Source organism: Salininema proteolyticum (genome assembly GCF_042685645.1).
Taxonomy (GTDB): Bacteria; Actinomycetota; Actinomycetes; order Mycobacteriales; family Micromonosporaceae; genus Salininema; species Salininema proteolyticum.
Genome location: NZ_JBHUNX010000001.1, coordinates 387,437 through 410,149 on the forward strand (window position 1 = coordinate 387,437; position 22,713 = coordinate 410,149).

General features: G+C 68.0%; 21 protein-coding genes. 12 read left to right on the forward strand and 9 right to left on the reverse strand.

Going from position 1 to position 22,713, the window contains the following annotated elements:
* Positions 1-163 precede the first annotated feature (163 nt).
* On the reverse strand, positions 164-1,981 hold the full coding sequence (locus tag ACFTE1_RS01755; RefSeq protein ID WP_380620283.1) for a glycoside hydrolase family 15 protein: 1,818 nt from the start codon (positions 1,979-1,981) through the stop codon (positions 164-166).
* 280 nt (positions 1,982-2,261) lie between these two features.
* Here ACFTE1_RS01755 and ACFTE1_RS01760 point away from each other — a divergent pair, with 280 nt between their 5' ends.
* Both ACFTE1_RS01760 and ACFTE1_RS01765 read left to right on the forward strand, forming a co-directional pair.
* Entirely contained in the window at positions 2,262-3,413 is a 1,152-nt protein-coding gene (locus tag ACFTE1_RS01760) for a right-handed parallel beta-helix repeat-containing protein (RefSeq protein ID WP_380620284.1), read from the forward strand.
* Between the two features lie 127 nt (positions 3,414-3,540).
* A complete protein-coding gene (locus ACFTE1_RS01765) occupies positions 3,541-4,938 on the forward strand; it encodes a mycothione reductase (RefSeq protein ID WP_380620285.1) in 1,398 nt (465 codons plus the stop codon).
* A gap of 116 nt (positions 4,939-5,054) precedes the next feature.
* Here ACFTE1_RS01765 and ACFTE1_RS01770 read toward each other — a convergent pair whose 3' ends face one another.
* Both ACFTE1_RS01770 and ACFTE1_RS01775 read right to left on the reverse strand, forming a co-directional pair.
* Positions 5,055-5,891, reverse strand: a complete 837-nt coding sequence (locus ACFTE1_RS01770; RefSeq protein WP_380620287.1) for a hypothetical protein — start codon at positions 5,889-5,891, stop codon at positions 5,055-5,057.
* Positions 5,892-6,204: 313 nt separating this feature from the next.
* On the reverse strand, positions 6,205-7,005 hold the full coding sequence (locus tag ACFTE1_RS01775; protein WP_380620290.1) for a hypothetical protein: 801 nt from the start codon (positions 7,003-7,005) through the stop codon (positions 6,205-6,207).
* A 96-nt stretch (positions 7,006-7,101) separates the two neighbouring features.
* On the opposite strand from ACFTE1_RS01775, the gene ACFTE1_RS01780 reads away from it, so the two are divergent.
* The gene (locus ACFTE1_RS01780) at positions 7,102-7,746 is read left to right on the forward strand and encodes a hypothetical protein (protein WP_380762564.1); all 645 of its coding nucleotides are present in this window, start codon (positions 7,102-7,104) and stop codon (positions 7,744-7,746) included.
* A 61-nt stretch (positions 7,747-7,807) separates the two neighbouring features.
* The gene (locus ACFTE1_RS01785) at positions 7,808-8,275 is read left to right on the forward strand and encodes a hypothetical protein (protein WP_380762567.1); all 468 of its coding nucleotides are present in this window, start codon (positions 7,808-7,810) and stop codon (positions 8,273-8,275) included.
* A 132-nt stretch (positions 8,276-8,407) separates the two neighbouring features.
* Here ACFTE1_RS01785 and ACFTE1_RS01790 read toward each other — a convergent pair whose 3' ends face one another.
* Positions 8,408-9,865, reverse strand: coding sequence for an NAD(P)-binding domain-containing protein (locus ACFTE1_RS01790; RefSeq protein ID WP_380620295.1), 1,458 nt, complete (start codon positions 9,863-9,865; stop codon positions 8,408-8,410).
* 89 nt (positions 9,866-9,954) lie between these two features.
* Between ACFTE1_RS01790 and ACFTE1_RS01795 the strand changes: the two genes are divergently transcribed.
* The 4 genes from ACFTE1_RS01795 (at position 9,955) to ACFTE1_RS01810 (ending at position 12,253) form a co-directional block, all read left to right on the forward strand.
* A complete protein-coding gene (locus ACFTE1_RS01795; RefSeq protein ID WP_380620297.1) occupies positions 9,955-10,290 on the forward strand; it encodes an ArsR/SmtB family transcription factor in 336 nt (111 codons plus the stop codon).
* Between the two features lie 73 nt (positions 10,291-10,363).
* Positions 10,364-10,729 carry an ArsR/SmtB family transcription factor gene (locus ACFTE1_RS01800; protein ID WP_380620299.1) on the forward strand — a complete coding sequence of 122 codons (366 nt, stop codon included), beginning with the start codon at positions 10,364-10,366 and terminating at the stop codon, positions 10,727-10,729.
* Positions 10,726-11,835, forward strand: a complete 1,110-nt coding sequence (arsB, locus tag ACFTE1_RS01805; protein WP_380620301.1) for an ACR3 family arsenite efflux transporter — start codon at positions 10,726-10,728, stop codon at positions 11,833-11,835. The genes ACFTE1_RS01800 and arsB overlap by 4 nt, the downstream gene beginning before the upstream one ends.
* A gap of 10 nt (positions 11,836-11,845) precedes the next feature.
* Positions 11,846-12,253, forward strand: a complete 408-nt coding sequence (locus ACFTE1_RS01810; protein ID WP_380620304.1) for an arsenate reductase ArsC — start codon at positions 11,846-11,848, stop codon at positions 12,251-12,253.
* Between the two features lie 100 nt (positions 12,254-12,353).
* Here the strand turns inward: ACFTE1_RS01810 and ACFTE1_RS01815 are convergent, their stop codons facing one another.
* Positions 12,354-15,179 carry an alpha-L-arabinofuranosidase C-terminal domain-containing protein gene (locus tag ACFTE1_RS01815; protein WP_380620307.1) on the reverse strand — a complete coding sequence of 942 codons (2,826 nt, stop codon included), beginning with the start codon at positions 15,177-15,179 and terminating at the stop codon, positions 12,354-12,356.
* Between the two features lie 396 nt (positions 15,180-15,575).
* Here ACFTE1_RS01815 and ACFTE1_RS01820 point away from each other — a divergent pair, with 396 nt between their 5' ends.
* A complete protein-coding gene (locus ACFTE1_RS01820; RefSeq protein ID WP_380620310.1) occupies positions 15,576-15,917 on the forward strand; it encodes a hypothetical protein in 342 nt (113 codons plus the stop codon).
* Positions 15,918-16,161: 244 nt separating this feature from the next.
* Here ACFTE1_RS01820 and ACFTE1_RS01825 read toward each other — a convergent pair whose 3' ends face one another.
* Together ACFTE1_RS01825 and ACFTE1_RS01830 are read right to left on the reverse strand one after the other, a co-directional pair.
* Entirely contained in the window at positions 16,162-17,079 is a 918-nt protein-coding gene (locus ACFTE1_RS01825) for a hypothetical protein (protein ID WP_380620313.1), read from the reverse strand.
* 80 nt (positions 17,080-17,159) lie between these two features.
* Positions 17,160-17,789, reverse strand: a complete 630-nt coding sequence (locus tag ACFTE1_RS01830) for a MerR family transcriptional regulator (RefSeq protein WP_380620315.1) — start codon at positions 17,787-17,789, stop codon at positions 17,160-17,162.
* A gap of 144 nt (positions 17,790-17,933) precedes the next feature.
* Here ACFTE1_RS01830 and ACFTE1_RS01835 point away from each other — a divergent pair, with 144 nt between their 5' ends.
* A complete protein-coding gene (locus ACFTE1_RS01835) occupies positions 17,934-18,884 on the forward strand; it encodes a hypothetical protein (protein ID WP_380620317.1) in 951 nt (316 codons plus the stop codon).
* Between the two features lie 117 nt (positions 18,885-19,001).
* Positions 19,002-19,727: a sulfotransferase-like domain-containing protein gene (locus tag ACFTE1_RS01840; protein ID WP_380620319.1), complete on the forward strand. Its 726-nt coding sequence runs from the start codon at positions 19,002-19,004 to the stop codon at positions 19,725-19,727.
* Here ACFTE1_RS01840 and ACFTE1_RS01845 read toward each other — a convergent pair.
* Positions 19,676-20,839: a helix-turn-helix transcriptional regulator gene (locus tag ACFTE1_RS01845; protein WP_380620321.1), complete on the reverse strand. Its 1,164-nt coding sequence runs from the start codon at positions 20,837-20,839 to the stop codon at positions 19,676-19,678. The two genes, ACFTE1_RS01840 and ACFTE1_RS01845, sit on opposite strands and share 52 nt — an antisense overlap.
* 101 nt (positions 20,840-20,940) lie before the next feature.
* On the opposite strand from ACFTE1_RS01845, the gene ACFTE1_RS01850 reads away from it, so the two are divergent.
* Complete coding sequence (locus ACFTE1_RS01850) at positions 20,941-21,699, forward strand: SDR family oxidoreductase (protein WP_380620324.1); 759 nt, start codon at positions 20,941-20,943, stop codon at positions 21,697-21,699.
* A 232-nt stretch (positions 21,700-21,931) separates the two neighbouring features.
* Here ACFTE1_RS01850 and ACFTE1_RS01855 read toward each other — a convergent pair whose 3' ends face one another.
* Complete coding sequence (locus ACFTE1_RS01855) at positions 21,932-22,711, reverse strand: hypothetical protein (RefSeq protein WP_380620325.1); 780 nt, start codon at positions 22,709-22,711, stop codon at positions 21,932-21,934.
* Between the last annotated feature and the right edge of the window lie 2 nt (positions 22,712-22,713).

Below are 22,713 nucleotides of genomic sequence, written 5' to 3' on the forward strand. Positions count from 1 at the left end.
ATTCTTGCACCTCACGGCCCTGGCAAGGAGCGGAACGACGGAACCGTCGCACGCACGTGGCCCTCGGTGAGGGCGTGTACGCGTCGCGGCACGCCTCTGAAGCCGACCATCGTCACATGCGCGGGCCGCCGCGGGGAGGAGGTAGCGTCCAGAGGGGCGCCGCTCAGTCCGCGCGGCCGTGTCCGTGCAGGGCGCTGGCCGCGTTGATCAGGCCGATGTGGCTGAAGGCCTGCGGGAAGTTCCCCAGCAGTTCGCCCGTCGCCCCGTCGACCTCTTCGGACAGCAGCCCGACGTCGTTGGCGTACGAGCACACCCGGTCGAACAGGTCCTCGGCCCGGTCCGCCTCTTCGACGGCGGTGAGAGCCTGGACCAGCCAGAAGGAGCAGAGCAGGAACGAGCCCTCGCCCCCGGGCAGCCCGTCCCCTCCCGACGTCAGGTAGCGGCGCACCAGCCCGCGATCGTCGACGAGCCTGTCGGCTATGAGGTCCACCGTCGATCGGATCCGCTCGTCAGTGCCGGGAAGGAAGCCGACCAACGGCAGCATCAGCACCGACGCGTCCAGGTCCTCGGAGCCGAAGCTCGCGGTGAAGGCCCCGACTCGCGGGTTCCACCCCTCGTCCTCGACCGCGGCGCGGACCCGGTCGCGCTGCTCGGCCCACCCCACCGCCTCCTCTTCGAGGCCGAGCTGCGGTGCGAGTCGGACCGCCCGGTCGAGCGCGACCCAGCACATGGCCTTCGAGTAGGTGTAGTGCCTCGGTTCGCCGCGCGCCTCCCAGATCCCGTTGTCCTTGTCGCCCCACTGGTCTGCGGCCGCCTGTGCCACCTGCATGAGGAAGCGCCGCATGGGCGGGGCGGGTTCGGTGAAGGCATCGCGCACACGCCACGCGGCGTCGAGCAGCTCGCCGTAGACGTCCAACTGGGACTGCCGCCAGGCGGCGTTGCCGACGCGGACCGGGCGCGAGTTCCGCCAGCCCGACAGGTGGTCCAGTTCGCGCTCGGTCAGGTCGTGGTGGCCGTGGATGCCGAACATGATCTGGAGCGGGTGGGTCGCGTGGTAGTGGGCGGCCGTCTGGGAGAGGTAGCGGAAGAACTCGCCGGCCTCGGCGTAGCAGCCGCTGTCGGCCAGCGCCTGCACGGTGAAGCTCGCGTCGCGCACCCACGCGTAGCGGTAGTCCCAGTTGCGCACCCCGCCGATCTCCTCGGGCAGCGAGGTCGTCGGCGCGGCGACGATCGCGCCGGTGGGCTGGTAGCGCAGCGACTCCAGGACGAGCCGGGAACGGTGCGCGATGTCGGTGTGCCGCCCGAGGTCCTGGCGGTGGCGGTCGCTCCAGTTGCGCCAGGCGGCGATGGTGTCGGCGAAGGCCGACTCGATGCGCTCGGCGCTCCACGGGCGCGGTTCGGGGTCGGCCAGCGTCACCGCCTGCGACAGGAAGTGCAGGCGCTGCCCCTCGGCGAGCGTCGCGGCCGCTATGGCGCCGTCGTGGCTGATCTCCATGTCCGCCGTCGACGTGACCATCATGCGCAGGGGCCCGCCCACCGCCGTGACTCCGCCGGGGACGACCGACAGGATGGGGTGGACCATCCCGTATTCGGGACGCGCCTTGAAGACCGTCCGGACGTCGACCTCTCCGGCGGTGCACTCCACGATCCTGGCCAGGGCGCGCGGGGCCTCGCGGCCCATGTCGCGCGGGTCCCCGTGCTCGCCCAGCAGAAGGGCGTCGCGGACCTCCACCGTGCCGTTCTCGCACGTGAAGACGGTGCGCAGGGCCATGGTGTCCTCTATGTAGGAGCGTTCCACGGTGTAGGGCCCGTCCGGCGCTATGGTCCAGTGCCCGGCGTCGGCGTCGAGCAGCCGCCCGAACAGCGACGGCGAGTCGAAGGCCGGCCGGCAGAACCAGTCGATGGAGCCGTCCCGCGAGACGAGCGCGACGCTGTGGCGGTCGGACAGGGCGGCGTAGTCGCCGATGGGGAGATCGCTCAAGGACCTTCCTCCGCTCTGGTGGCCGGTGGCGGACGCTCGCGGGGCGTCGGAGTCGCCTCTCAGTGTAGGCGTTTCGGAGGTCCGGGCCGACCTCATTCGCCGCAGCGGGATCAGCTTCGGCATCACCTTCCGCGACAACATAATCCAACTGAATCGAACATATATGTTCGGGTATACTTCCTGATGTTCGCGATTGACCCCCAATGCGACATCGCGATTCCCTTGGTATCAAACATGAATCAACAGAGCGACCAGATCTCTGAGAGGGGTATTCCCACCCATGAGCGAACCGATTCGACAACGGCGCAGGAGCCTGCGCCTCATGGCCATGGCGGCCACCGCCGCGGCGGCCGTCGGCGCCGCGTACGTGATGGCCATGGACTCCGCCTCCGCCGACGAGACCGTCGTCGTCGGTGACACGGCGCAGCTCACCGAGGCCGTGCGGAACGCCACGGCCGGAACGACCATCAGCGTCAAGGCCGGCACCTACCGCCCCACCGAGACGATCAAGGCTCGCACGAGCGGAACCGCCGCCGACCCCATCGCGCTCCGGCCCTATGGAGACGGGGCCGTCGTGGTCGACGGGTCCGACCTCCCCGACGGATCCTGGCTCTTCGGCATCTACGCCGGCCACTGGCACGTCCGCGACATGGCCTTCACCAACTCTCCCGCCCACGGGTTCGTCGTCACCTCGTCGACCGGCGGGGTCTTCTCCAACCTCACCACCTCGCACAACGGGGACTCGGGCTTCACCCTGCGCGGTGAGGGCACCAACGACAACCTCGTGGTGAACCTCGACTCCTTCCGCAACTACGACGCGGCGAACAACGGGGAGAACGCCGACGGCATCGCCGTCAAGTACGGTTCGGGGACCGGCAACGTCATCCGCAACGCGCGGCTCTACGAGAACGCCGACGACGGCCTGGACCTCTGGGCGTGGGAGTCGCCGATCCGAATCGAGAACTCCTGGGCCCACGGCAACGGCCACAACCGCTGGGACGACCCGGACTGGCAGGGCGACGGCAACGGATACAAGCTGGGCGGCAACGGCGAGAACGTGGCCCACACCGTCGTCGACAACGCCGCCTGGGGCAACGCCGGGCACGGTTACACCGAGAACGGCAATGAGGGGCGGATGCAGATCTTCCGCAACACCGCCTACGCCAACGACAAGAACGGCTTCTACTTCGCCGACGGGGCGTCGCGGCTGGCGAGGAACCTCGCCGTGGACAACGCGGACGGCGTCGGCAAGTTCGGCGACCGGACGCTGTCGGCGGCCAACGGATGGGACGAGGGAGTGGAGGTGCCCGGGTTCCGGTCGACGGACGCGTCCCAGGCGGACCGGCCTCGCCGGGCGGACGGATCCCTGCCCGAAGTCGAGTTCCTCAAGACCGGGACGAGCGAGATCGGCGCGCCCATGACTGGCAGATAGTTGTGCCGGAGCACCATGGGGCGGCCGTGGAGTCAGGGGGCGATCGTCTTCCGGGCCCCACGGCCGCCCTCGTCGAGGGGGCGTTTTTCACACACCGCTGTCGCGTTTCCACCGATAGGATGAGGGAATGCGTCATTTCGACCTCATCGTCATAGGCTCCGGTTCAGGGAACACCATAGTGGACAAGTCCTTCGCCGACTGGAATGTAGCCATAGTGGACAGAGGTGTCGGCTCCCTGTCCAAGTACGGGGGCACCTGCCTCAACGTCGGGTGCATCCCCACCAAGATGCTCGTCTACGCCGCCGACGTCGCCGTCACCCCGGCCGAGGCCGAGCGTCTCGGCGTCGACCTGGCCCTCAACGGGGTCGACTGGCCGGCGGTCCGCGACCGCGTCTTCGGCCGCACCGACCCGATCGCGGACGGCGGCAAGGAGTACCGCGCCCACGGGCGCTCCAACGCCACCCTCTACGACGGCACGGGCCGCTTCACCGCTCCCAAGGTGATCGAAGTGGACGGTCAGGACGGCCGCGAGGAGATCACCGCCGAGCAGATCGTCGTGGCCGCCGGATCGCGTCCGACCCTGCCGCCCGTCCCCGGACTGGAGGACGTCCCCTACCACACCTCCGACTCCGTCATGCGCATCGACGAACTTCCCCGCCGCATGGTCGTCCTCGGGACCGGATTCGTCGCCGCCGAGATGGCGCACGTCTTCTCCGCCTTCGGAGTCGAGGTCACCATCGTCGGCCGATCGGACCGGATGCTGCGCGTCGAGGACAGGGACGTCTCGCGCCGCTTCACCGAGCTTGCCGCCGAGCGCTGGGACTACCGGCCGAAGCGGACCCTCCGCAAGGTCGCCCGGCGGAACGGCGAGATCACGCTGTCGGCGGAAGGACCGGACGGGCCCGAGGAGATCGCGACCGACCTCCTGCTCGTCGCCACCGGGCGGCGGCCGAACTCCGACGTCGTATCCGCCGAGGCCGGAGGACTGGCCACCGACGCCGACGGGCTCATCGAGGTCGACGAGTACCAGCGCACGAGCGTCGAGGGCGTCTGGGCGCTGGGCGACGTCAGCTCGCCCTACCAGCTCAAGCACGTGGCCAACGGCGACGCCCGGGTCGTGCGGCACAATCTGCTCAATCCCGAGTCGCTCATCAAGACCATGGGAGAGGCCGTGCCCCACGCGGTCTTCTCCCATCCGCAGATCGCTTCAGTCGGCATGACCGAGCAGCGGGCCGAGGCCGACGGAGTGGAGTACGTGAGCGCGGTCCACGAGTACGCGGACGTGGCCTACGGCTGGGCGATGGAGGACACCACCGGGTTCGCCAAGATCCTGGCCCACCGGCAGACCCGCCAGATCCTCGGGGCGCACATCATGGGGCCTCAGGCCTCGAACCTGATTCAGCCGCTGATCCAGGCCATGGCGGTGGGCACGGATGTGCCGACCATGGCGCGGGGGCAGTACTGGATCCACCCGGCGCTGGCGGAGGTCGTGGAGAACGCCCTGCTCAAGGTCTGCAAGGACTGAGCCGTTGCCTGGGCGGGCGAACCGCTCCCGTCCGGGTGCGGTTCGCCTTTGCCGTTCGGCGCCTATGACCGGCGCGGGTTCCCGAGTCGTCCAGACTCCCGTCAAGAGCAGTGGAACTACTTCTCGCAGGAGTGGATCTCTCCACCCAGGTGGAGGGTTTCACAGGTGTCGGAGCCTTCGTTGCCGTCGACGACCCCTTGCGGCACGACGATCACCTTTCCAAAGGAGAATCCGTGGATATGGTCGTCGCCGCTTCCGCCATCGATCCGTCCTCCGAATGAGACGATATCCGCCTTGAACGAGTCGTTCCCCTCATCGCCTTGAATCCTGTCGCCGGACGACATGTCTTCGACGGTGATATCGTCCGACCCCGTGCCGCCGGAGACGAGCATTCCAACGGCCGTGGACTTGTCGACACGAATGGTGTCGGAGCCGGAATGCCCGTATACCTGGGGAGCTCTCTCGACGACACGGAACCGCGATGCTCTGGCGATGGTGATCTCGTCGTCGCCGTCATCGCCGCCGACAGTTCCTTCGCGAATCGAATCGACGTGAATGCGGTCAGAGTCGTCTCCGCCGCTGATGAAGGGATCTTCAGCGGGTTCGGCCGTTGAGAACGACAGCATGCTCTTCACTTTGATGGTGTCGGTCCCGTTCCCTCCATGAATGCCGGTCTGCTCACCGGCCGGCATGATCACCAGTTCGTCCTTGATGGTGATCGAGTCGTTCCCGCCTTTGGCGTCGATCTTCCGGTACTTCAGGTTTTCACAGACGATGGTGTCCGGCCCGTCGGTGCCGATGACATCCTCGGGGCCCTTGGCGGGTTCGCCGTTGACCGTGCAGTTCTCACCGTCATCGGCCTGGGCGACCGACGGAGGCAGGGTGAGGGCCGCGGCGATTGTTGCGATGGCGGGGACGGCGACGCGCCAGGCGAGTTGAAGTGACTGCTTCACGAAGGATCTTTCTATCTCAGAAGGGCTCGTGCGTGTTGCGGCTTCATCGTGACACCGTGGAGGGATCTGTCAGGGAAGATTGCGGCAGAAGAACTATCCGGATTCCGACGCGCCAGAGAGGCTTGCCCACGGCTGGGAAACGGGAGGAATTCTCGTGAATGGTCAGGTGTGCGGTGTCGGGGAACGGGTGGAGGCTGCTGAAGAGCGCGCTCGCAGTGTCACTCAACGGATACGTCTGAGAATCCGATGTGGACAGAGAACTGGCGGCCCGCTGCGATCGACCTGTGCTCGCGGTCGGTCCACGGGGATCCCGTCAACGGACGGACGGAATGAACTCCCAGGACGCGGCATCGAGGAACTGCGGGGCGAAGGCATTGGTCTCGACATCGGTGTAGAAATGGGCGGGAGCGGCGGCGACCGTGGTGCGGGACAGGACGTCGATTGCGGCGGCGCCTTGCATCGTCCCCTCGTCGTCTCGCCAGACCAGGGACCCCGCGAACGAGTGCGCCATCGTGGTTCCGTCCACGTCGATCCGGCACTGCGCACTCAGCTTGCCGGCACGGATGCACTCCGACACCTCATACTCGCCGCCCGCCGCGTCCACCGTGCGCGCTGAAGGAACGGCATCCCAGGTCACCTCTTCGAACTCGACGTCCAACGACGCGACCCTCCTCCCCTCCTCAAAAGTGTCCCGGCTCCAGAGCCCGGGCAGGACAGCCCTGCTCTCGGGCGCGATCGTCACATGGTCGGCGGCGAACTGCTCCCCGTTGTGGGAGAGGACCTCCTCGCCCTCGGCATCCCGGTAGACGACCCTCGCCGAGACGATCGCCGCTTGGTCGGGATCGGTGTTCTCCAGGATCACTCCGGTGCGGTACCCGATGTCGTCCTCTGTCAGACCCGACTCGGCCATTCTGACCTCGCCGTTCGGGTCGGGCGGCGGATCCTCCGACTCCTCCGGCGAAGGCTCGGGGGAGTCGACGAAATCCCCTCCGGCGCTGAGAGTAGAGGTCTGGGGGACCGGCAACACCGCCACGGCCAGCGCCGCGGCCGCGAGCAGAATGGTCGACAGGATCAGGATGCCCCGGGGGATCGAGAGCAGCTTTCTCCACAGCATGAGTTGGACACCTCGGTCTAGAATGCGAACTGGGTACACGATACTCACCGCCGCCCAATCCCCCGGAGGTAGATTTTGTCCCGTTCGGACACTGACATGCCCGACCCGTTTCGCGGGGCTCCCCTGACCGGCGAAGCCAGGTCCGCGACGCCTTTGATCGCGGCAGCGCTGGCGCTGCTTCTCCTGGTGTCCGCCGCCGGATTCCATCTGTGGAAGCAGTTCTACGCGCCGAACAGCGACGACAAGGCCATAGCCTACGCCGAGAAGCTCCTCGCCGCAGTCGCCGACGGCGACCACGAGAGGGCGCTGGAGGCCATGGGGGACTCGACCGATCTGGAGTCGGGATCGCTCGACTTCATCGAGCACTCCGCCGGCCTGTGGGAGGTGGAGCGGGTCGGCGTCGTCCGGTCCAGCGAGACCGACACTCAGGACGGCACCTCCTACTCCGGCAGTGTCATGGCCCGAGTGAAAGGCGAGAGCGGAGTCGGGTTCGCCATCGGCTTCGACGTCTCCAGCGATCCCGAGAGCGGAGAGTGGACGGTCTCCGAACTCCTGCAGCCGGTGCCGGTGAGCGTCGAGGCGGCGCAAGCCGTCGAGGTCAATGGAGTGCGGTTGAGCGAGTTCGTCACCGACTCGGACACCACATTGGTCGTTTTTTCCCGGAGAGTTCACGGTGGAGGACGTCCGTTTCCCCGTCGCCGCAGAGCCGCACGGGCAGGAGGTGCTCATCGGAGACCGTGACAGCGCGACCGAGAATCCAGGGGAGACCAGTGCCTTCAACGTGGATTGGAGTACCGACGATATGGACTTGAGCAAGGCCGCGCTGGACGCCGTGGACGCCGTCGTCCGGGACCTGGTCGATTCCTGCGAAGAGAAGATGAGCGGGAAGACGGAGGAGGACCCCACTTGCCCGTTCTCGATCGAACTGGGCAGCGGCACCGAATTCGGAGAGCACGACCTCTTCGGCTGGCCGGACCCGGAATGGGAGGTCGCCCGCTACCCGGAGGTGCGAACCGAAGTGGTGGGGGAGAACGTCCTGCTCTCCAACGCGGACCCCGGAGAGGTCCGATTCAGCTTCGGGACCGACAAGGCCCATAAGCCCTCGCCGCCGTCGGGCGAGCGCTGGAAGTTCCTCTGCACCATGGACTTCAGCAAGTACACGATCCCGCTGAGCGCCCTGGAGGGAGACGACCTCCGTCTGTCCGAAGACGACTTGGTCGAACGGGGCTCCGTTTCGGGAACCACCGTCTGCCGTCCCGAGGAGTCGTGACGGCCCGTCATACCGCCCCGATCGGCTTGTGAGTCGGCCCGGTCGAGTCTCCAGGAGGGACAGAACGGTGAATCGGGAGGAGCTCGCATAAGGACTCTGCCCGATTCACCGCGACATTGACTTTTTACGGCCTCAACCGCAGCAGCCGCCGCCCTTCTCCTCTATGACGGCCACCGGCTCGCGCACATCATCGCCCGAGCGACCGTGCAGGACACCAGTGGAGAGGCCGCGCGCGACCGGCCCGTCTTCACGCGTGGCCGACTCGCCTCCGCTCGTGTCGCAGGAACTGCCGCAGTCGCCCGACACGCCTTCATCGGACCCCTCCAGCAGCCCCGAAGAACAGACGCCGGTCTCCGGCAGCTCCAACTCCACCGAGTCGGCCGACTCGCGGTCGCCGGCCAGGGCCGCCGCGATGGAACGGACCTGCTCGTACCCCGTGGCCAGGAGGAACGTGGGCGCCCGGCCGTAGGACTTCATCCCCGCGATGTAGAGGTTCTCGTCGGGGTGCGCCAGCTCGCGCTCGCCGTGGGGCGGAACGGTTCCGCAGGAGTGGAAGTTCGGGTCGATGAGCGGCCCCAGCTTCTCCGGCGCCTCTACCGCCGGGTCCAGGCTCAGGCGGACCTCTCTAAGCAGGTCCAGGTCGGGCCGGAACCCGGTCGCCGCGGCGATCCAGTCGACGCGGAGCTCGACAGGCTTGCCCAGGGACGTCGCTTCGACGCGGACGCCCCCGTCGTCCCCGGCGAGCGTCGAGATGCGGAACCTCTTGTGCAGCTTGACCTTCCCCGACTCTACGGCCTCCTTCAGGCGGGTGCCGAGGCGCCCGCGCTCGGGCAGGGCGTCGTCCTCGCCGCCCCCGTACACCCGCGCGGCGTTGGAGGATCGGATGGCCCAGGAGACCTCCGTCCCGGGCGCGGTCTGGGCGAGTTCGACCAGGGAGAGGAGCGTGTTGGCGGCCGAGTGTCCGGCGCCGACGACGAGGGTGTGCCTGCCGGCGTAGCGCTCGCGGTCGGCGCCCGTCACGTCGGGCAGCGGGCCGACCAGGTGATCGGCGGCGGTTTCTTCGCCGGGGACGGCCAGTCCTCCGGTCCCCAGTGGGTTGGAGTGCCCCCAGTTTCCCGAGGCGTCGATGACTGCGTCGGCGGTGAAGTCCTCGTAGCGGCCCTCGACGCGCGCCCGCACCAGGTAGGGGGCGTTTTCGCGCCGGAGGGTCCGGGTCTTGTCGAGGCCCTGGCGGGTCACCGCGACGACCTCGGCCCCGTAGTGGAGGTGTTCCTTGATTTCGGGCAGTCCGGCCAGCGGCACGAGGTATTCCTCGGCGAGCTCGGCGCCGGTGGGGTGGGCGTCGGGTGCGGGCTCGTTCCAGCCGTGCCGGTCGAGCAGGGTGCGCGCGGCGGTGTCGATGTCGAACTTCCAGGGGGAGAAGAGGCGGACGTGGCCCCAGGCGCGGACGGCCGCGGCGGGCCCGTCGCCCTTCTCCAGCACGATCGGGGTGATGCCTCGTTCGACGAGGTGGGAGGCGGCGGCAAGCCCGACCGGGCCCGCGCCGATGACGACGGCCGAGGCGGCGGGGCTGGTGGTGAGGTGTCCCATGGGGGCTCCTTCGCGGTCTGATTGATCTGATGAACTCTATTATTAGCAGCAAATGCTGTTGATAGCAAGTCCTGTGTCATAATGGGGCCATGACCCGCCGAGAGATCCCACTGGCCGAGGTTCCGAGCGACGCGACGATCCTCCAGCGAGCCAAGGACACCGCCCCGCAGTTCAAGGCCCTGGCCGACGAGAACCGGCTCGGCCTCGTCCTGCTGCTGACCGAGAGATCCCGCACGGTCCGCGAGCTGAGCGAGGCGACCGGCCTGTCGCAGACCCTCGTCAGCCACCACCTCAAGCCCCTCCGCGAACTGGGCCTGGTCGAGGTGACGCCGCAAGGGCGCTCCAACGTCTACTCCATCTGCTGCGCCCCATTCGCCGACCCGCTCAAGACCCTGGCCGGCATCGCCACCCCCGGCGAGTGCTGAGGCACCTCCGCGCATGATCCAGGTCGCATGACCCTGCCTTGTCGATCGCTTCGAGGCCCGCCAAACTAGACGGGTGTCTAATCAAGCCTCCGATGCCGCCGCGGACCTGGCCGACTGCCGGGTCCCGCTGGTGCGAGAACCGCTGAACCCCGCCCAGGCCGAACGCCTGGCACCCTCCTTCAAGGCCCTCGGCGATCCGGTGCGGCTCCGACTGCTCTCCCTCATCGCCTCCCACGAAGGCGGCCGAGTCTGCGTCTGCGACCTGACCGGCTCCTTCGACCTGAAGGCCCCGACCATCTCCCACCACCTCAAAGTCCTCAAGGACCACGGGCTGGTCACCTCCGAGCGGCGCGGCACCTGGATCTACTACACCGCCACCGCCGAGACCCTCGACCTGCTCTCCACCGTCCTGTCCGTCCGCGAGGGGGCCGCCGCATGAGCGCGACCGCCGAAGCCGCCCCGACGACCGAGACCGGCGGAAAACTCTCCACCCTCGACAAGTACCTGCCCGTCTGGATCGGCCTGGCCATGCTCGCCGGGCTCGGCCTGGGACGCTGGGTCCCCGGCATCGAGGCGGCACTCGAATCGGTCGAGATCGGCGGGGTCTCCCTGCCCATCGCCGCCGGTCTCCTGCTCATGATGTACCCCGTCCTGGCCAAGGTCCGCTACGACCGGCTCGACACCGTCACCGGCGACAAGAGGCTCCTGATCTCCTCGCTGGCCGTCAACTGGCTCGTGGGCCCCGCCGTCATGTTCGCCCTCGCCTGGGCGTTCCTGGCCGACCTCCCCGAGTTCCGCACCGGGCTGATCATCGTCGGCCTGGCCCGCTGCATCGCCATGGTCATCATCTGGAACGACCTCGCCTGCGGCGACCGCGAGGCCGCCACCGTCCTCATCGCCCTCAACTCCGTCTTCCAAGTAGTGGCCTTCGGATTCCTCGGCTGGTTCTACCTCTCGGCCCTGCCCGACTGGCTGGGCCTCGAAGGCGCCGCCCTGGACATCTCCGGACTCGACATCGCCGTCAACACCGCGATCTTCCTCGGCATCCCGCTGGCCGCCGGCTACCTGACGCGCAAGCTCGGCGAGCGCGCCAAGGGCCGCGAGTGGTACGAGGGGAGCTTCCTCCCCAAGATCGGGCCCTTCGCCCTCTACGGGCTCCTGTTCACCATCGTCGTCCTCTTCGCCCTCCAGGGCGAGGCCATCACGACCAACCCCGGCGACGTCGCCCGGATCGCCCTGCCGCTGCTGGCGTACTTCGCGATCATGTGGGCCGGGACCTTCCTGCTGGGCCGTGCCATCGGCCTGCCCTACGACCGCACCGCCACCCTCGCGTTCACCGCCGCGGGCAACAACTTCGAACTCGCCATCGCCGTCGCGATCGCGACGTTCGGGGTCACCTCCGGCCAGGCGCTTGCCGGGGTCGTCGGCCCGCTCATCGAGGTGCCCGTCCTCGTCGCGCTCGTCTACGTGAGCCTGTGGGCGCGGAAGTTCTTCCGCGAGCCCGCCGTCCCGGGCGCCGCGGCGTCCACCCGATCCGATGCATAAGGGAGAGAACATGTCCGAGAAACCGTCCGTCCTCTTCGTCTGCGTCCACAACGCCGGACGCTCCCAGATGGCCGCCGGGTGGCTGGCCCACCTCGCCGGGGACCGCGTCGAGGTCCGCTCGGCGGGTTCGGCTCCGGCCGACGAGGTCAACCCCGCCGCCGTCGAGGCCATGGCCGAGGTCGGGATCGACATCACCGACCAGAGTCCCAAGATCCTCACGACCGAGGCGGTCGAGGCCTCGGACGTCTGCGTCACCATGGGCTGCGGCGACGCCTGCCCGGTCTTCCCCGGCAAGCGCTATCTCGACTGGAAGCTCGACGACCCGGCCGGCCAGGGCGTCGAAGCCGTCCGCCCCATCCGCGACGAGATCAAGGCGCGCGTGGAGGCGCTGATCGGCGAGCTGCTCGGACCGGCCTAGGGGAGTACTTACCGAACGCACGAAAGGGGCCCGCCGTAGGCGGGCCCCTTCTTCGCCTCCTCATCTCATCGCAGCGGAGGCGTGCCGACGGCTCCTTCCGTCAGGCGCATCGGGATCCGTTGACCCGGAAGTCCCGGGCCTTCTCCGGATTCCCCGTTCCGGACACCGCGACGCGGAGCGACTCGCCGCCGCCCAGCGAGGCGTGGCGTCCCTCGGAGACGGCCTTCAGGGTCTTCCCGTCCCGGGACACGTCGGCGCCCCACGACTCCCGGACCCCGGTGACGCCCTTGGCATCCCACGTCAGCTCCCAGTCCCGCATCGGCGCCGAGGACTCGTTCTCCATGGTCACGTGGGCGGTGAAGTCCCTGCCGTCCCGGGAGACCACCTCGTAGTCGACCGAGCATTCCACGGCGGCCCCTCCGGCGCCCTCCTCGTGCAGGCGGATGAACGTCACCGAGTGGGGCGCGAACTCATAGGAGAAGGAGTTGCCGAGGTCGCTGCTCGTCTCCTCCACCGGTTGGAGGACCGGCTCCTCGCCCAGGACGTTGTCGCAGGACTCGGCGCACTCCAGCGTCGTCACCGAACCGGTGGAGGCGAGGTCGGCCCCGGTCAGCTCCACATCGGTGGTCATGGCGGTGTCGCGGGCGTTGACGACCTTCAGTACGGCGTCCCCGGTCGCGGAGTCCCGCGTGACCACCTGGTAGAGCGGCTCGACGGTCAGTTCGTGTTCGAAGGAGAAGGCCTCCTCGCCGTCGACGAGTCCGGTGATCGTCCGGCCCTCGACCCGCAGTTCGAGGTGGTAGGTGCGGCCGTCCTCCACGGTCGTGTCGTGCTCGACGAGCGTGGACTTCGAACCGCCGCTGCCGACCTCGACGGCGGAGGTCGTGTTGCCCCAGCCGCCCAGGTTCCACCAGTAGAAGTCGTCGGAGCCCTCGACGCCGAACATGACCAGGAACCCCTCGTCGCCGCTCTGCTTGGTGGCGTCGAGCTCGATGGTGTAGTTCGACCAGTCGGCCGACCCGGCGGTGGACCGGGCGTTCTCCACGATGGCCGACTGCGTGTAGGCGCCGTCGACCACGGACCAGTCGCCGACGGGCTCCCCGTCCGGGCCCGTGGGCGTCCACTGGTCGGCGCCCTCGGTGAAGTCGTCCTCCAGGAGCGTCGCGCCGTCGGCGCCGGTGACCTTCACGTTGTCGTACGTCGCGGCGGTGTTCCAGGTGCCGAGCCCGACGCCGCCTCGGATGTCCGGGGCGGCCGTGCCGCCGTCGGCGGTGAGGGTGGAGGCGGCCGCCTCGTCGCCGGCGTTGGCGGCGAAGAGCTTCTGCACCTCGTAGTTGACCGAGCCGACCGCCTCGTCGTTGTCGAACCAGATCATGTCCGGCGTCCAGTCGATGTAGTCGATATTGGACAGTAGTGGGGCGTAGGAGGCGAGGTCGATGACGTCGCCGTTGCGCTCCACGCCGGTCAGGTACGAGGCCTCCGCGAGGCCGGACCGCCACGTGTTGGACTGCGAGGCGTACTCGCCGATGAAGACGTGCGGGCCCTCGCGGTCGTAGTCGTCGTAGCGGTCGTTGTTGGACAGGAACCACTCCGGCGAGTTGTAGTAGTGCTCGTCGACCAGGTCCGCGCCCTGTTCGCGCGCGAACTCCCAGCTGCGGTCGAAGACCGCGCCCTCGTCGTCGGTTCCGGAGTTGGCGATGATCCGAATCTCCGGGTGCGCCTCGCGCACGGCGTCGTGGAAGGCGGGGTAGTTGGCGTAGAACTGCTCCTTGTACTCCTCGTTGCCCAGGCCTATGTACTCCATGCCGAACGGCTCGGGGTGCCCCATCTCGGCGCGGACCGAGCCCCACTCGGAGTCGGCCGGGCCGTTGGCGAACTCGATGAGGTCGAGGGTGTCGTCCACCCACGTCTGCAGCTGGTCGGGGTCGGTGATCTCCGGGGAGTCGCCGCATCCGGTGACGCCCACCGGGACGACCGGGATCGCCTCGGCGCCCAGGTCCTCGGCGAACTGGAAGTACTCGTAGTAGCCCAGGCCGTAGGACTGGTTGTAGCCCCAGAAGTTGTGGTTGACGAGCCGCTCCTCGACCGGCCCGACCGTGTCCTTCCAGTTGTAGGCCCGCTCGCGCGAGTCCCGGTCGTAGGAGCCGGTGTTGACGATGCACCCGCCGGGGAAGCGCAGGAAGGACGGCTCCAGGTCGGCGATCATCCCGGCGAGGTCGGAGCGGAGCCCGTTCTCGCGGCCCATGAAGGTGTCGCGCGGGAAGAGGGAGACCACGTCGAGGTCGGCCGCCCCGTTCGCGGTGACGGTGAGGCGCCCGTCCGCCGTGGTCTCCTCGGCGGCGACGGCGACCTCGTACTTCTGCCAGTCGCCGTTGACGGCCCTGACCTCGGCCGGCGCGGCGACGGGGTTTCCTCCGGCGTCGGTGACCGCGACGGTCAGCGAGGCGGAGCGGTCGGCCCGCGCCCAGACGGAGAAGTCGTAGGTCCGTCCGGCCTCGACGGCGATGCCGGTGTTGTAGCCGGCGTTGGAGGCAGAACCGCCCGCGCCGAGGCGGAGGAACGAGGGGTTGGCGCCGTTGAGGCCGCCCTGGTCTTGGACGGAGGCGTCCCCGTCGACCGACCAGGCGGTCAGGGGGTGGTACGAGGCGTTGTCGGCCGGGCTGAACTCGAAGGACCTGTTCTGCACCAGCTCGGCGTACAGGCCGCCGTCGGCGGCGTGGTTGATGTCCTCGTAGAACAGGCCGTAGAGGCGCTCGCTGATGGACTTGGAGTCGGAGAGGTCGACGTCGATCCGGGCGTCGGCATTCGTGTTCGTTTCTGTGGATTCTATGGGGTCGGCCCCGGCGGACGGGCTGAGGCCGACCAGCGCCATGGCGGCCGCTGCCAGCGAGGCGACGCCCGCGCGTGGGATCCGTGATGGTCTCATGGATTCTCCTCCAGTGTTCATTTGTGTGTAATTATGATGACAACTGAGAAACATCTCTGTCAATACTCAATTTAAATCAACATTTATAAACACACGTGAATGCGGGGGCGGTCTGGGCCGGACCCGGGTCGGAGGTCGAACGCGGCAAGTCGTCTCGTGCGACCGAGGCCGGCGACGCCTCCATAAGAGACCCGGATTCCTTCCGGCCCCCGGGACACCGCTCGACGTCGTCCCTCTCTTCCCCGCCGGGACAGGGCGATCACTCGGCCGGGGCGCTCCCGTCTAGTCCCGCTGCCGGGTGCGATGTCGCATTGCCGACAAGAATCCTTTCGCGTTCGGGACGGCGACTCCCAACGGGAGAACTACAGTGCTGGAGGAACGAACTAGGAGGTTTCCATGAAAATCCGCAACGCGCTCCTGACTCTTCTCGCCGCCTGCGCGCTGGCCCTCGGAGCGGCGGCCCCCGCCGCCGCCGACACCGCCGGCGACTTCAACGCCACCACCGACCTCGACATCGGAATCGGGACCGACATCGGCATCGACCTCGATCTGGACGACATTCTCGACCTCGACATCAGCGTGTCCCACCACGGCTGGATCTATGTGGACACCTTCCGCAGCTGGGGCCACTGCGCCGACGTCGGCCGCTATATCCAGGACAACCACCCCGACGTCTACGACTACGACTGCGTCAAGGCGCACCGCGGAGGTCCCTGGGAGCTGTGGATCCGCGTATGAGGACCGGGGTCCGGCACGACCTCCACGGCACCGGTCCGATGGAGCCGGGCAGACCCCGCTCGCGACAGACTTCGACGGCCCCCGAGCGCCTCAGGCGCCCGGGGGCCGTCACGTTGTTCCCTGCCGACCCGCAAGCCTCCTACGCGGGCTCGGTGTGGTCACCTTCTCTAGGGGCGCCAGGACGGGCGTCCGCCCGAACCCCCTGCGCCCGCTGGCGCGGAACCCTGGCGCCGGACGCCCGTCGTCAGGGCGCGCTCTTCCCCGCGGTGGAGGTGTCGTTCTCTTCCGTTACGGCCCTTACGGTGTCGGTCTCCAGGCCACTCTCGGCGTCCGGCGCTGCCGCACCGGAGCCATACGCGCCGTTGACGACCGGTACGGGCGCCGCGTCGTAGAACGGGTGCGACGGGTCGCCGGAGTCGGCGGTTCCCTCCCTCCGGCCGTAGGCCTTTCGCATCCGGTGCACGCTCCACGCCAGCATGCACAGCGCACCGGCGGCAAGGAGCACGCCGAGGACGAACGGAACGGGTTCCAGGTCGTACTGGACGGTCTGTTTCTCGGCGACATCGCGGCACATGTTGGTCCCGGTCCCGCCGTAGAGGTCCACACACCGGTCATTGCCCTTGACGACCTTCCCGCCCCAGACGTAGCTCTCCCGCTCACCCGGCGTCGACGCCATCGCCATGGCCACGCCGCCGAAGGCCAAGAAGGTGAAGAACCCGACGCGCACCACGTGCCCGATGATCCGGGGCCGGGGCACGACGACCTTGCTCTTGGCGTCCTTCCAGGCGCTCTGCTGGGGAACATGACCGGGCTGGAGCCTCGCCGCCTCCTCCGCGCTCACAGCGCGGGGCCTGTGGCGCCAGCGCATGAGCAGCACGTAACCGATGGGGAGCGAGCCGAAGACGACCAGGCCGATGGACGGACGGAAGTCGCGCTCGACGGGCCTCTCCTCCTCGGTGGCGACATGGCGGCAGCTGACCGCCTCGGGGGTTCCCTCGTTCTCGCAGACCTCGTAGGCGCCGACCACCTCGCCCTCGTAGACGAGGACCTCCTTCGTCGCGAACGTCATGTACAGGGCCATGAAGAGCCCGAACAGGATGAACGGCCCTCCTATCGCGATTGCCAGGATCAGGGGCCAGCGTTTGTAGCGGGTACGGGGCACGGAGGATCTCCTTCTGGGCGCATGGGGCAGTCACGTCCGTCGAACGGACCGATCCACAGTACAGCCAGGCGTCCAACACCCTACTGTCCCAAGTGCTTCCTCGCGTAGTCGGCGTGGCCGAGCCTCCGCATGGCCTCGAAGGCCGCGCCGCCGATGAACGTGCCGACCACGGCCCGCTCCACGGCCGTGTCCGTGTCCTCCGGTTCGACCGACCACCGCACCTCGAACTCCGCCAGCTCGTCCACTATGTCCGCGTACTTGTCGGCCAGTCTCTCGGCGTCCTCGCCGAAGAACTGGAAGAGGCTCGCCAGGCGGGCGATCAGGTTCTGCGCCACCGGCGTGTCCAGGCCGATCGTCCATCCCCTCTCCTCCGAGAGACGGGCGACCGTCCGCCGCGCCGCGTCCGTCAAGGGGCCGTCGGGGGCGGTGTCGGTCGGCAGTGTGGCCTCCAGGGCCGTGCCCAGGGCTTGGCTGCGGGTGAGGTCGCCACGGCGGTCCAGGGACTGGAGGACCTCTCCGACGGCGGCGATCGACAGACCGCCGACCTCGACCAGGGCGCGCACCAGTCGCAGCCGGTCCACGTGCGACTGCCGGTAGTCGGCCTGGTTGCGGGCGGTGCGCTCGCCCGGCGGCAGCAGTCCGGCGCGCAGGTAGTACTTGATGCTGGGCACGGGCACGCCCGAGGTCCGGCTCAGTTCGGCGATGCGCATGGCGCTCCTTTCGGCGTCGGGGACAACCCTACCTCACGATGGATAGCGGAACTTTCCAATCTCCACTCGTTTTTCATTGACACCTCCGGTTCAAGAGTGGATAGTGAAGCTATGGATACTAGAAAGCGCAACTATCTACTTCGAATGGCGAACCTACACCGTCCCCTCATGGCCGTCGCCGCCGTGATGCTCCTGTGCGCCTTGGCGTCGGTCGCCGGGCTGGTCTTCGACGGCCGCGTCATCAACGGAGCCCCCGCCTGGGCCAAGCCGTTCAAGTTCTCGGTGTCGATCGCGGTCTACTGCGCGACGATGGCCGTGCTCTACTCCCGCCTGTCCGCGTGGAAGCGGACCGCCTGGTGGACCGGGACCGTCATCGCCGCTGCACTCGTCGTAGAGCAGGTCGCCATTCTCGGACAGATGCTGCGCGGCACGACCAGCCACTTCAACCAGTCCACGCCCTTCGACGCCTTCGTCTGGAACACCATGGCCTTCACGATCATGGTGTTGTGGGCGGCGACCTTCATGATCGGAGTCCTCCTGTGGCGCCACCCGATCGGCGATCGGGCCCTCACCTGGTCGATCCGCCTGGCGATGGCGATCGGGCTCGTAGGACTGGGACTCGGAGCGCTCATGCCGGTGCCCACTCCCGAGCAGCGGCAATCGAACGCGGAGGATTTCGTGGGAGCGCACTCCGTCGGTGTGGTCGACGGCGGACCGGGGCTGCCGATCCTGGGGTGGAGCACGACCGGCGGCGATCTGCGCATCGCGCACTTCGTCGGTATGCACGCCCTGCAGTTCTTGCCGCTCTTCGCCATCGGGCTGGTGTTGCTCGCGCGGAGACGGCCGAGGCTCGCGGATGAAGCGACCCGCATGCGGGCGGTCTTCGTCGCCGCGGCGGCCTACGCGGGGTTGACGGGATTGGTGCTGTGGCAGGCGCTCCGAGGCGAGCCCTTGATCTACCCGACCGCTCCGACGCTCATCGCGGTGGGTGCCCTGGCGGCCCTCACCGTCGTTATGGCAATGGTCGTCGTCGCGGCGGCTCCTCGTCCGGCATCGGCAGAGAAGACGGAGACTCCAGAAAAGGTTCCCGGATGACCCGCCTGCGGCAGTGGGCCGGCGGACCGTCTCGTTTCGGGGCCGAGTCTCCGGGGACCGGTACGCGATCGCTCTGCTTCGCTCGATGGGTTCATATGTGCTTGTAGACTGCGAACGATGCTGCTGATGCTCTGGGGCGTGCCGCGCAGCCGCTCGACTGCGTTCTTCCGGATGATGATCGAACGGGGCGATTTCACCACCGTCCACGAACCGTTCTCCTACCTCGCGTCATTCGGCCGTACCGAGATCGGCGGTAAGTCGACGGACACCGTGTCGGCCGTCCTGGCCGAACTTCGCGCGCTGGCCGCGGAGGGGCCGGTCTTCGTCAAGGAGACCACGGACAGGCGGTACCCCGAGGTCCTCGCCGACCGGTCCTTCCTGGCCGAGGACGCGCAGCACACCTTCTTGATCCGGCATCCGAGGGACACCATCGCCTCCTACCTGGCCATCAGGCCGGAGGCCTCGTTGCACGAGATCGGATTCGAGGCGCAGTACGAGTTGTACCAGGAGGTCAGAAGTCTGACCGGTCGTGAACCCGTGGTCATGGACGCCGACGAACTGACGGGCCGGCCCGTTGAGATGGTCGAAGCGTACTGCGCGCATGTCGGCATCGAATTCCGGCCGCGGGCTTTGACCTGGCAGCCGTCCGATCGACCGGAATGGCGGCCGATGAGGCGCTGGCACGCCGAGGCGGCCGCCAGTTCAGGATGGAACGCGAGTCAGTGGAGCCGCAGTCGAGAGACCGAGCGGCACCCGATGTTCGAGACCTGTCTCGAGTACCATCTGCCCTTCTACGAAGAGCTCCGCCGGAGACGTTTGGTCGTTTTACGAGGGGACTTGTGAAGGACCGCAGGATGTCGGTGCGGAACTTCCAGGAGGCCCGGTCGACCGGTAAGCGCGTCACCCGCGTTCCGGGACGCGCCTCCTCGCCTGACCACGATTCGTTCGGCGCTGGGCGAACGGCTCCCTGTCGGACTCGGGCGAGGCATCGGGGTGGCGCCGCAACGACAAGTGGTCGGGGGAGCGGCCGGTAAAGACCGGTGACTCGAGGGCCGGCATTCCGGCGCGATCGGCTCACCGGCCAGGGGATCGCGACGCCCTCCGGTGCAGGCCGTCCCCGAAGGGGCCGCGGGCTTTTCCGTCTCTCCCGCCAAGCGGGACATCGCTTCGGCGGTGGCCGAACCCGGTTCCGGGACGTACATGATCAGACGCAGCCCCTCGCCCGTCACCTCCAGCACCTGGCAGGCGAACTCGAGCGGTCCGAGTCGCGGGTGGACCACCCGCTTCACCCTCACACCTCGCACCCACACGTCGTGGTCGGCCCACATGCGGCCGAACTCCGGACTGGTCCGTAGCAGGTCGTCGACCAGGTCCCGCAACTCGGTGTCGCCGGGGTTCCGGGCCAGGGAGGCCCTGACGTCCGCGACGCAGTCGCGGGCGAAGGCGGCGGCCTGCGGGTCGGCCAGCCGTCCGGCCGCACCCGGACCCGTGAAGTTGTGCCGCAGCACGTTCCGGTCCTCCGGAGCCCGCTCGGATAGACCGCCCATGAAGCGGTCGGCCAGGCCGTTCCAGGCGAGCATGTCGTAGGCCGCGTTGACTACGTAGGCGGGGAAGTCGTCCAGGCCGTCCAAGAGGTTGCGGATCACCGGCGGCACCTCGCGGCCCGCCGGTGTCGGATCAGGCGCCGCCCCGGCCAGGTGGAACAGGTGCGTGCGCTGGTACCTGTCGAGCATGAGCGTGCGGGCCAGCGCCCCCAGGACCTGCCGGGACGGCTGTGGGCTCCGGGCCTGTTCGAGGCGGATGTAGTACTCGATCGAGATGCCCGCCAACTGGGCGACCTCCTGCCGGCGGAGACCGGGCGTCCGGCGCCTCGACCCCTCCGGCAGGGACACGTCGGCGGGCTGGAGCGCCGCGCGCCTCACGCGCAGGAAATCGGCGAGCTGCTTGCGGTCCATCACCCCAGTATGCCCGTGATCGCAACGCTCGCACAGGTACTACCGGTACCACCATAAGAAGGGCTCTGTACGGTTCGCCGAAACCGGCGCACGATCGGGGCATGACAGAGAAGATCGCACTCATCACCGGAGCCAACAAGGGCCTCGGATACGAAACCGCAGCGCAGCTCGGGCGGCGCGGTGTCACCGTCCTCGTCGGGGCACGGTCGGCCGAACGCGGGGAGAAGGCGGCCGCCTCCCTCTGCGACGAGGGTATCGACGCCTCCCACGTGCCGCTCGACGTCACCGACGAGGACTCCGTAGCCGCCGCCGCAAGGCGCGTCGAGTCCGCACACGGCCGCCTCGACATCCTCGTCAACAACGCGGGCATCGCAATGGGCGACGGCGACGGGAACACCAGCTCGCTGACCGTCGCCACGGCGCGCCAGGTCTTCGAGACCAACGTGCTCGGGGTCGTCTCCGTGACCAACGCCTTCCTGCCTTTGATCCGCCGTTCAGAGGCCGGCCGGATCGTCATGGTCTCAAGCGAGGTCGGCTCCATCGCCACCATGCTCCGCACGGACACGCCCGAACCGATCCCCGCGCTCCAACCGGGAGCCTATGGGGCGTCGAAGTCGGCGCTCAATGCCCTGACCGTTTCCTACGCCAAGGAGTTCAGGGACTCCTCGATCAAGGTCAACGCCGTCACTCCCGGGTACACCGCGACGGACATCAACGGACACCAAGGCTGGCGCACCGTCGAACAAGGGGCGGCGGTGCTGGTGGAGATGGCGCTCATCGGTCCGGACGGCCCCACGGGAGCATTCCGACATGACGGGACCATCGAGTTCCTCGATTCCGACGGCGCAGTTCCTTGGTGAACGTTGAGTGAGGGAAGTTCATTCGAGAACACAGGCTCCGCATGGGAATGGGCAAGCGCTACCGGGTGACGAACCCGGGGGCCAGGGCGAAGCCCTGGCCCCCGAGCTGTTAAGCCCGCTGTTGCAGTTCGCCAGAATGGACGCCGATGCCTTCGACCGAGCCGTCGCCGATTTCTGCTGCGAACGACGCCTTTCGACTCTGGTTCTCCTCCAACGTTCTTCCGAATGCCGATCAGCGTCGTTCTACCGTCACTACGATGGGGGTGTTCACACCGCAATCGGCGACACTGTCAGTGATGATCGCTGCCAGCCAGCCGACGATGGCCAGGGACCATTCCGGGAGGGTTCCATCGAGTACGGCCGGCCGATGGGGAGGCCCTACCCAGAAGGAATCGTCGAACGGCAGTGTTCGAGCCCGACTTGACGCCTCAGCTCCTGTCGCGATCGCAGTGAACACATTCTGATCACTCAGCCGGTCGGCAATCGCTTCGCCGCGTTCGGACAGGTCGACCGCTTGACCGCCGTCCACCGTCGCGCGCATCCGGTCCCTGTCGACAACGTCGATCTCGTCGAATGCGAACGGCGTCCTCCGCGATGCCAGAACCTTCCCGTTGGCCAGGCCGGTCGGGACGAGGACCTGCACAGCGTCAAGGTCAAGGTCGCCCATCCAGGACACGACGTCGGCGGCGCACGCCAAGAGCGGCTCGATCGGAACCGACGTACGCTCAACGTTCGAACCGTCGACGCCGACCTGGAACCAGGCGGCCATTCCAGATCCGGTCTCACCGCGGCCAGCGTCGTTCATACCCCACAGACCCCCATCGCGCTCTTCGGTCAACCAGCCCATCGCCTCAGATCGATCCCGGAACAATGCGTACGGGTCGGGGTCGGAAAGAGCGCTCCCGCCTGTGAGGGTTCCGTACACTGCGGCAAAGATCGGGCCACTGTCGACAGAACCGTTCCCGGAAACGAGCCCTGGCCTGAATTCGTGAATTTCAGGTTCTCCGTTCATGG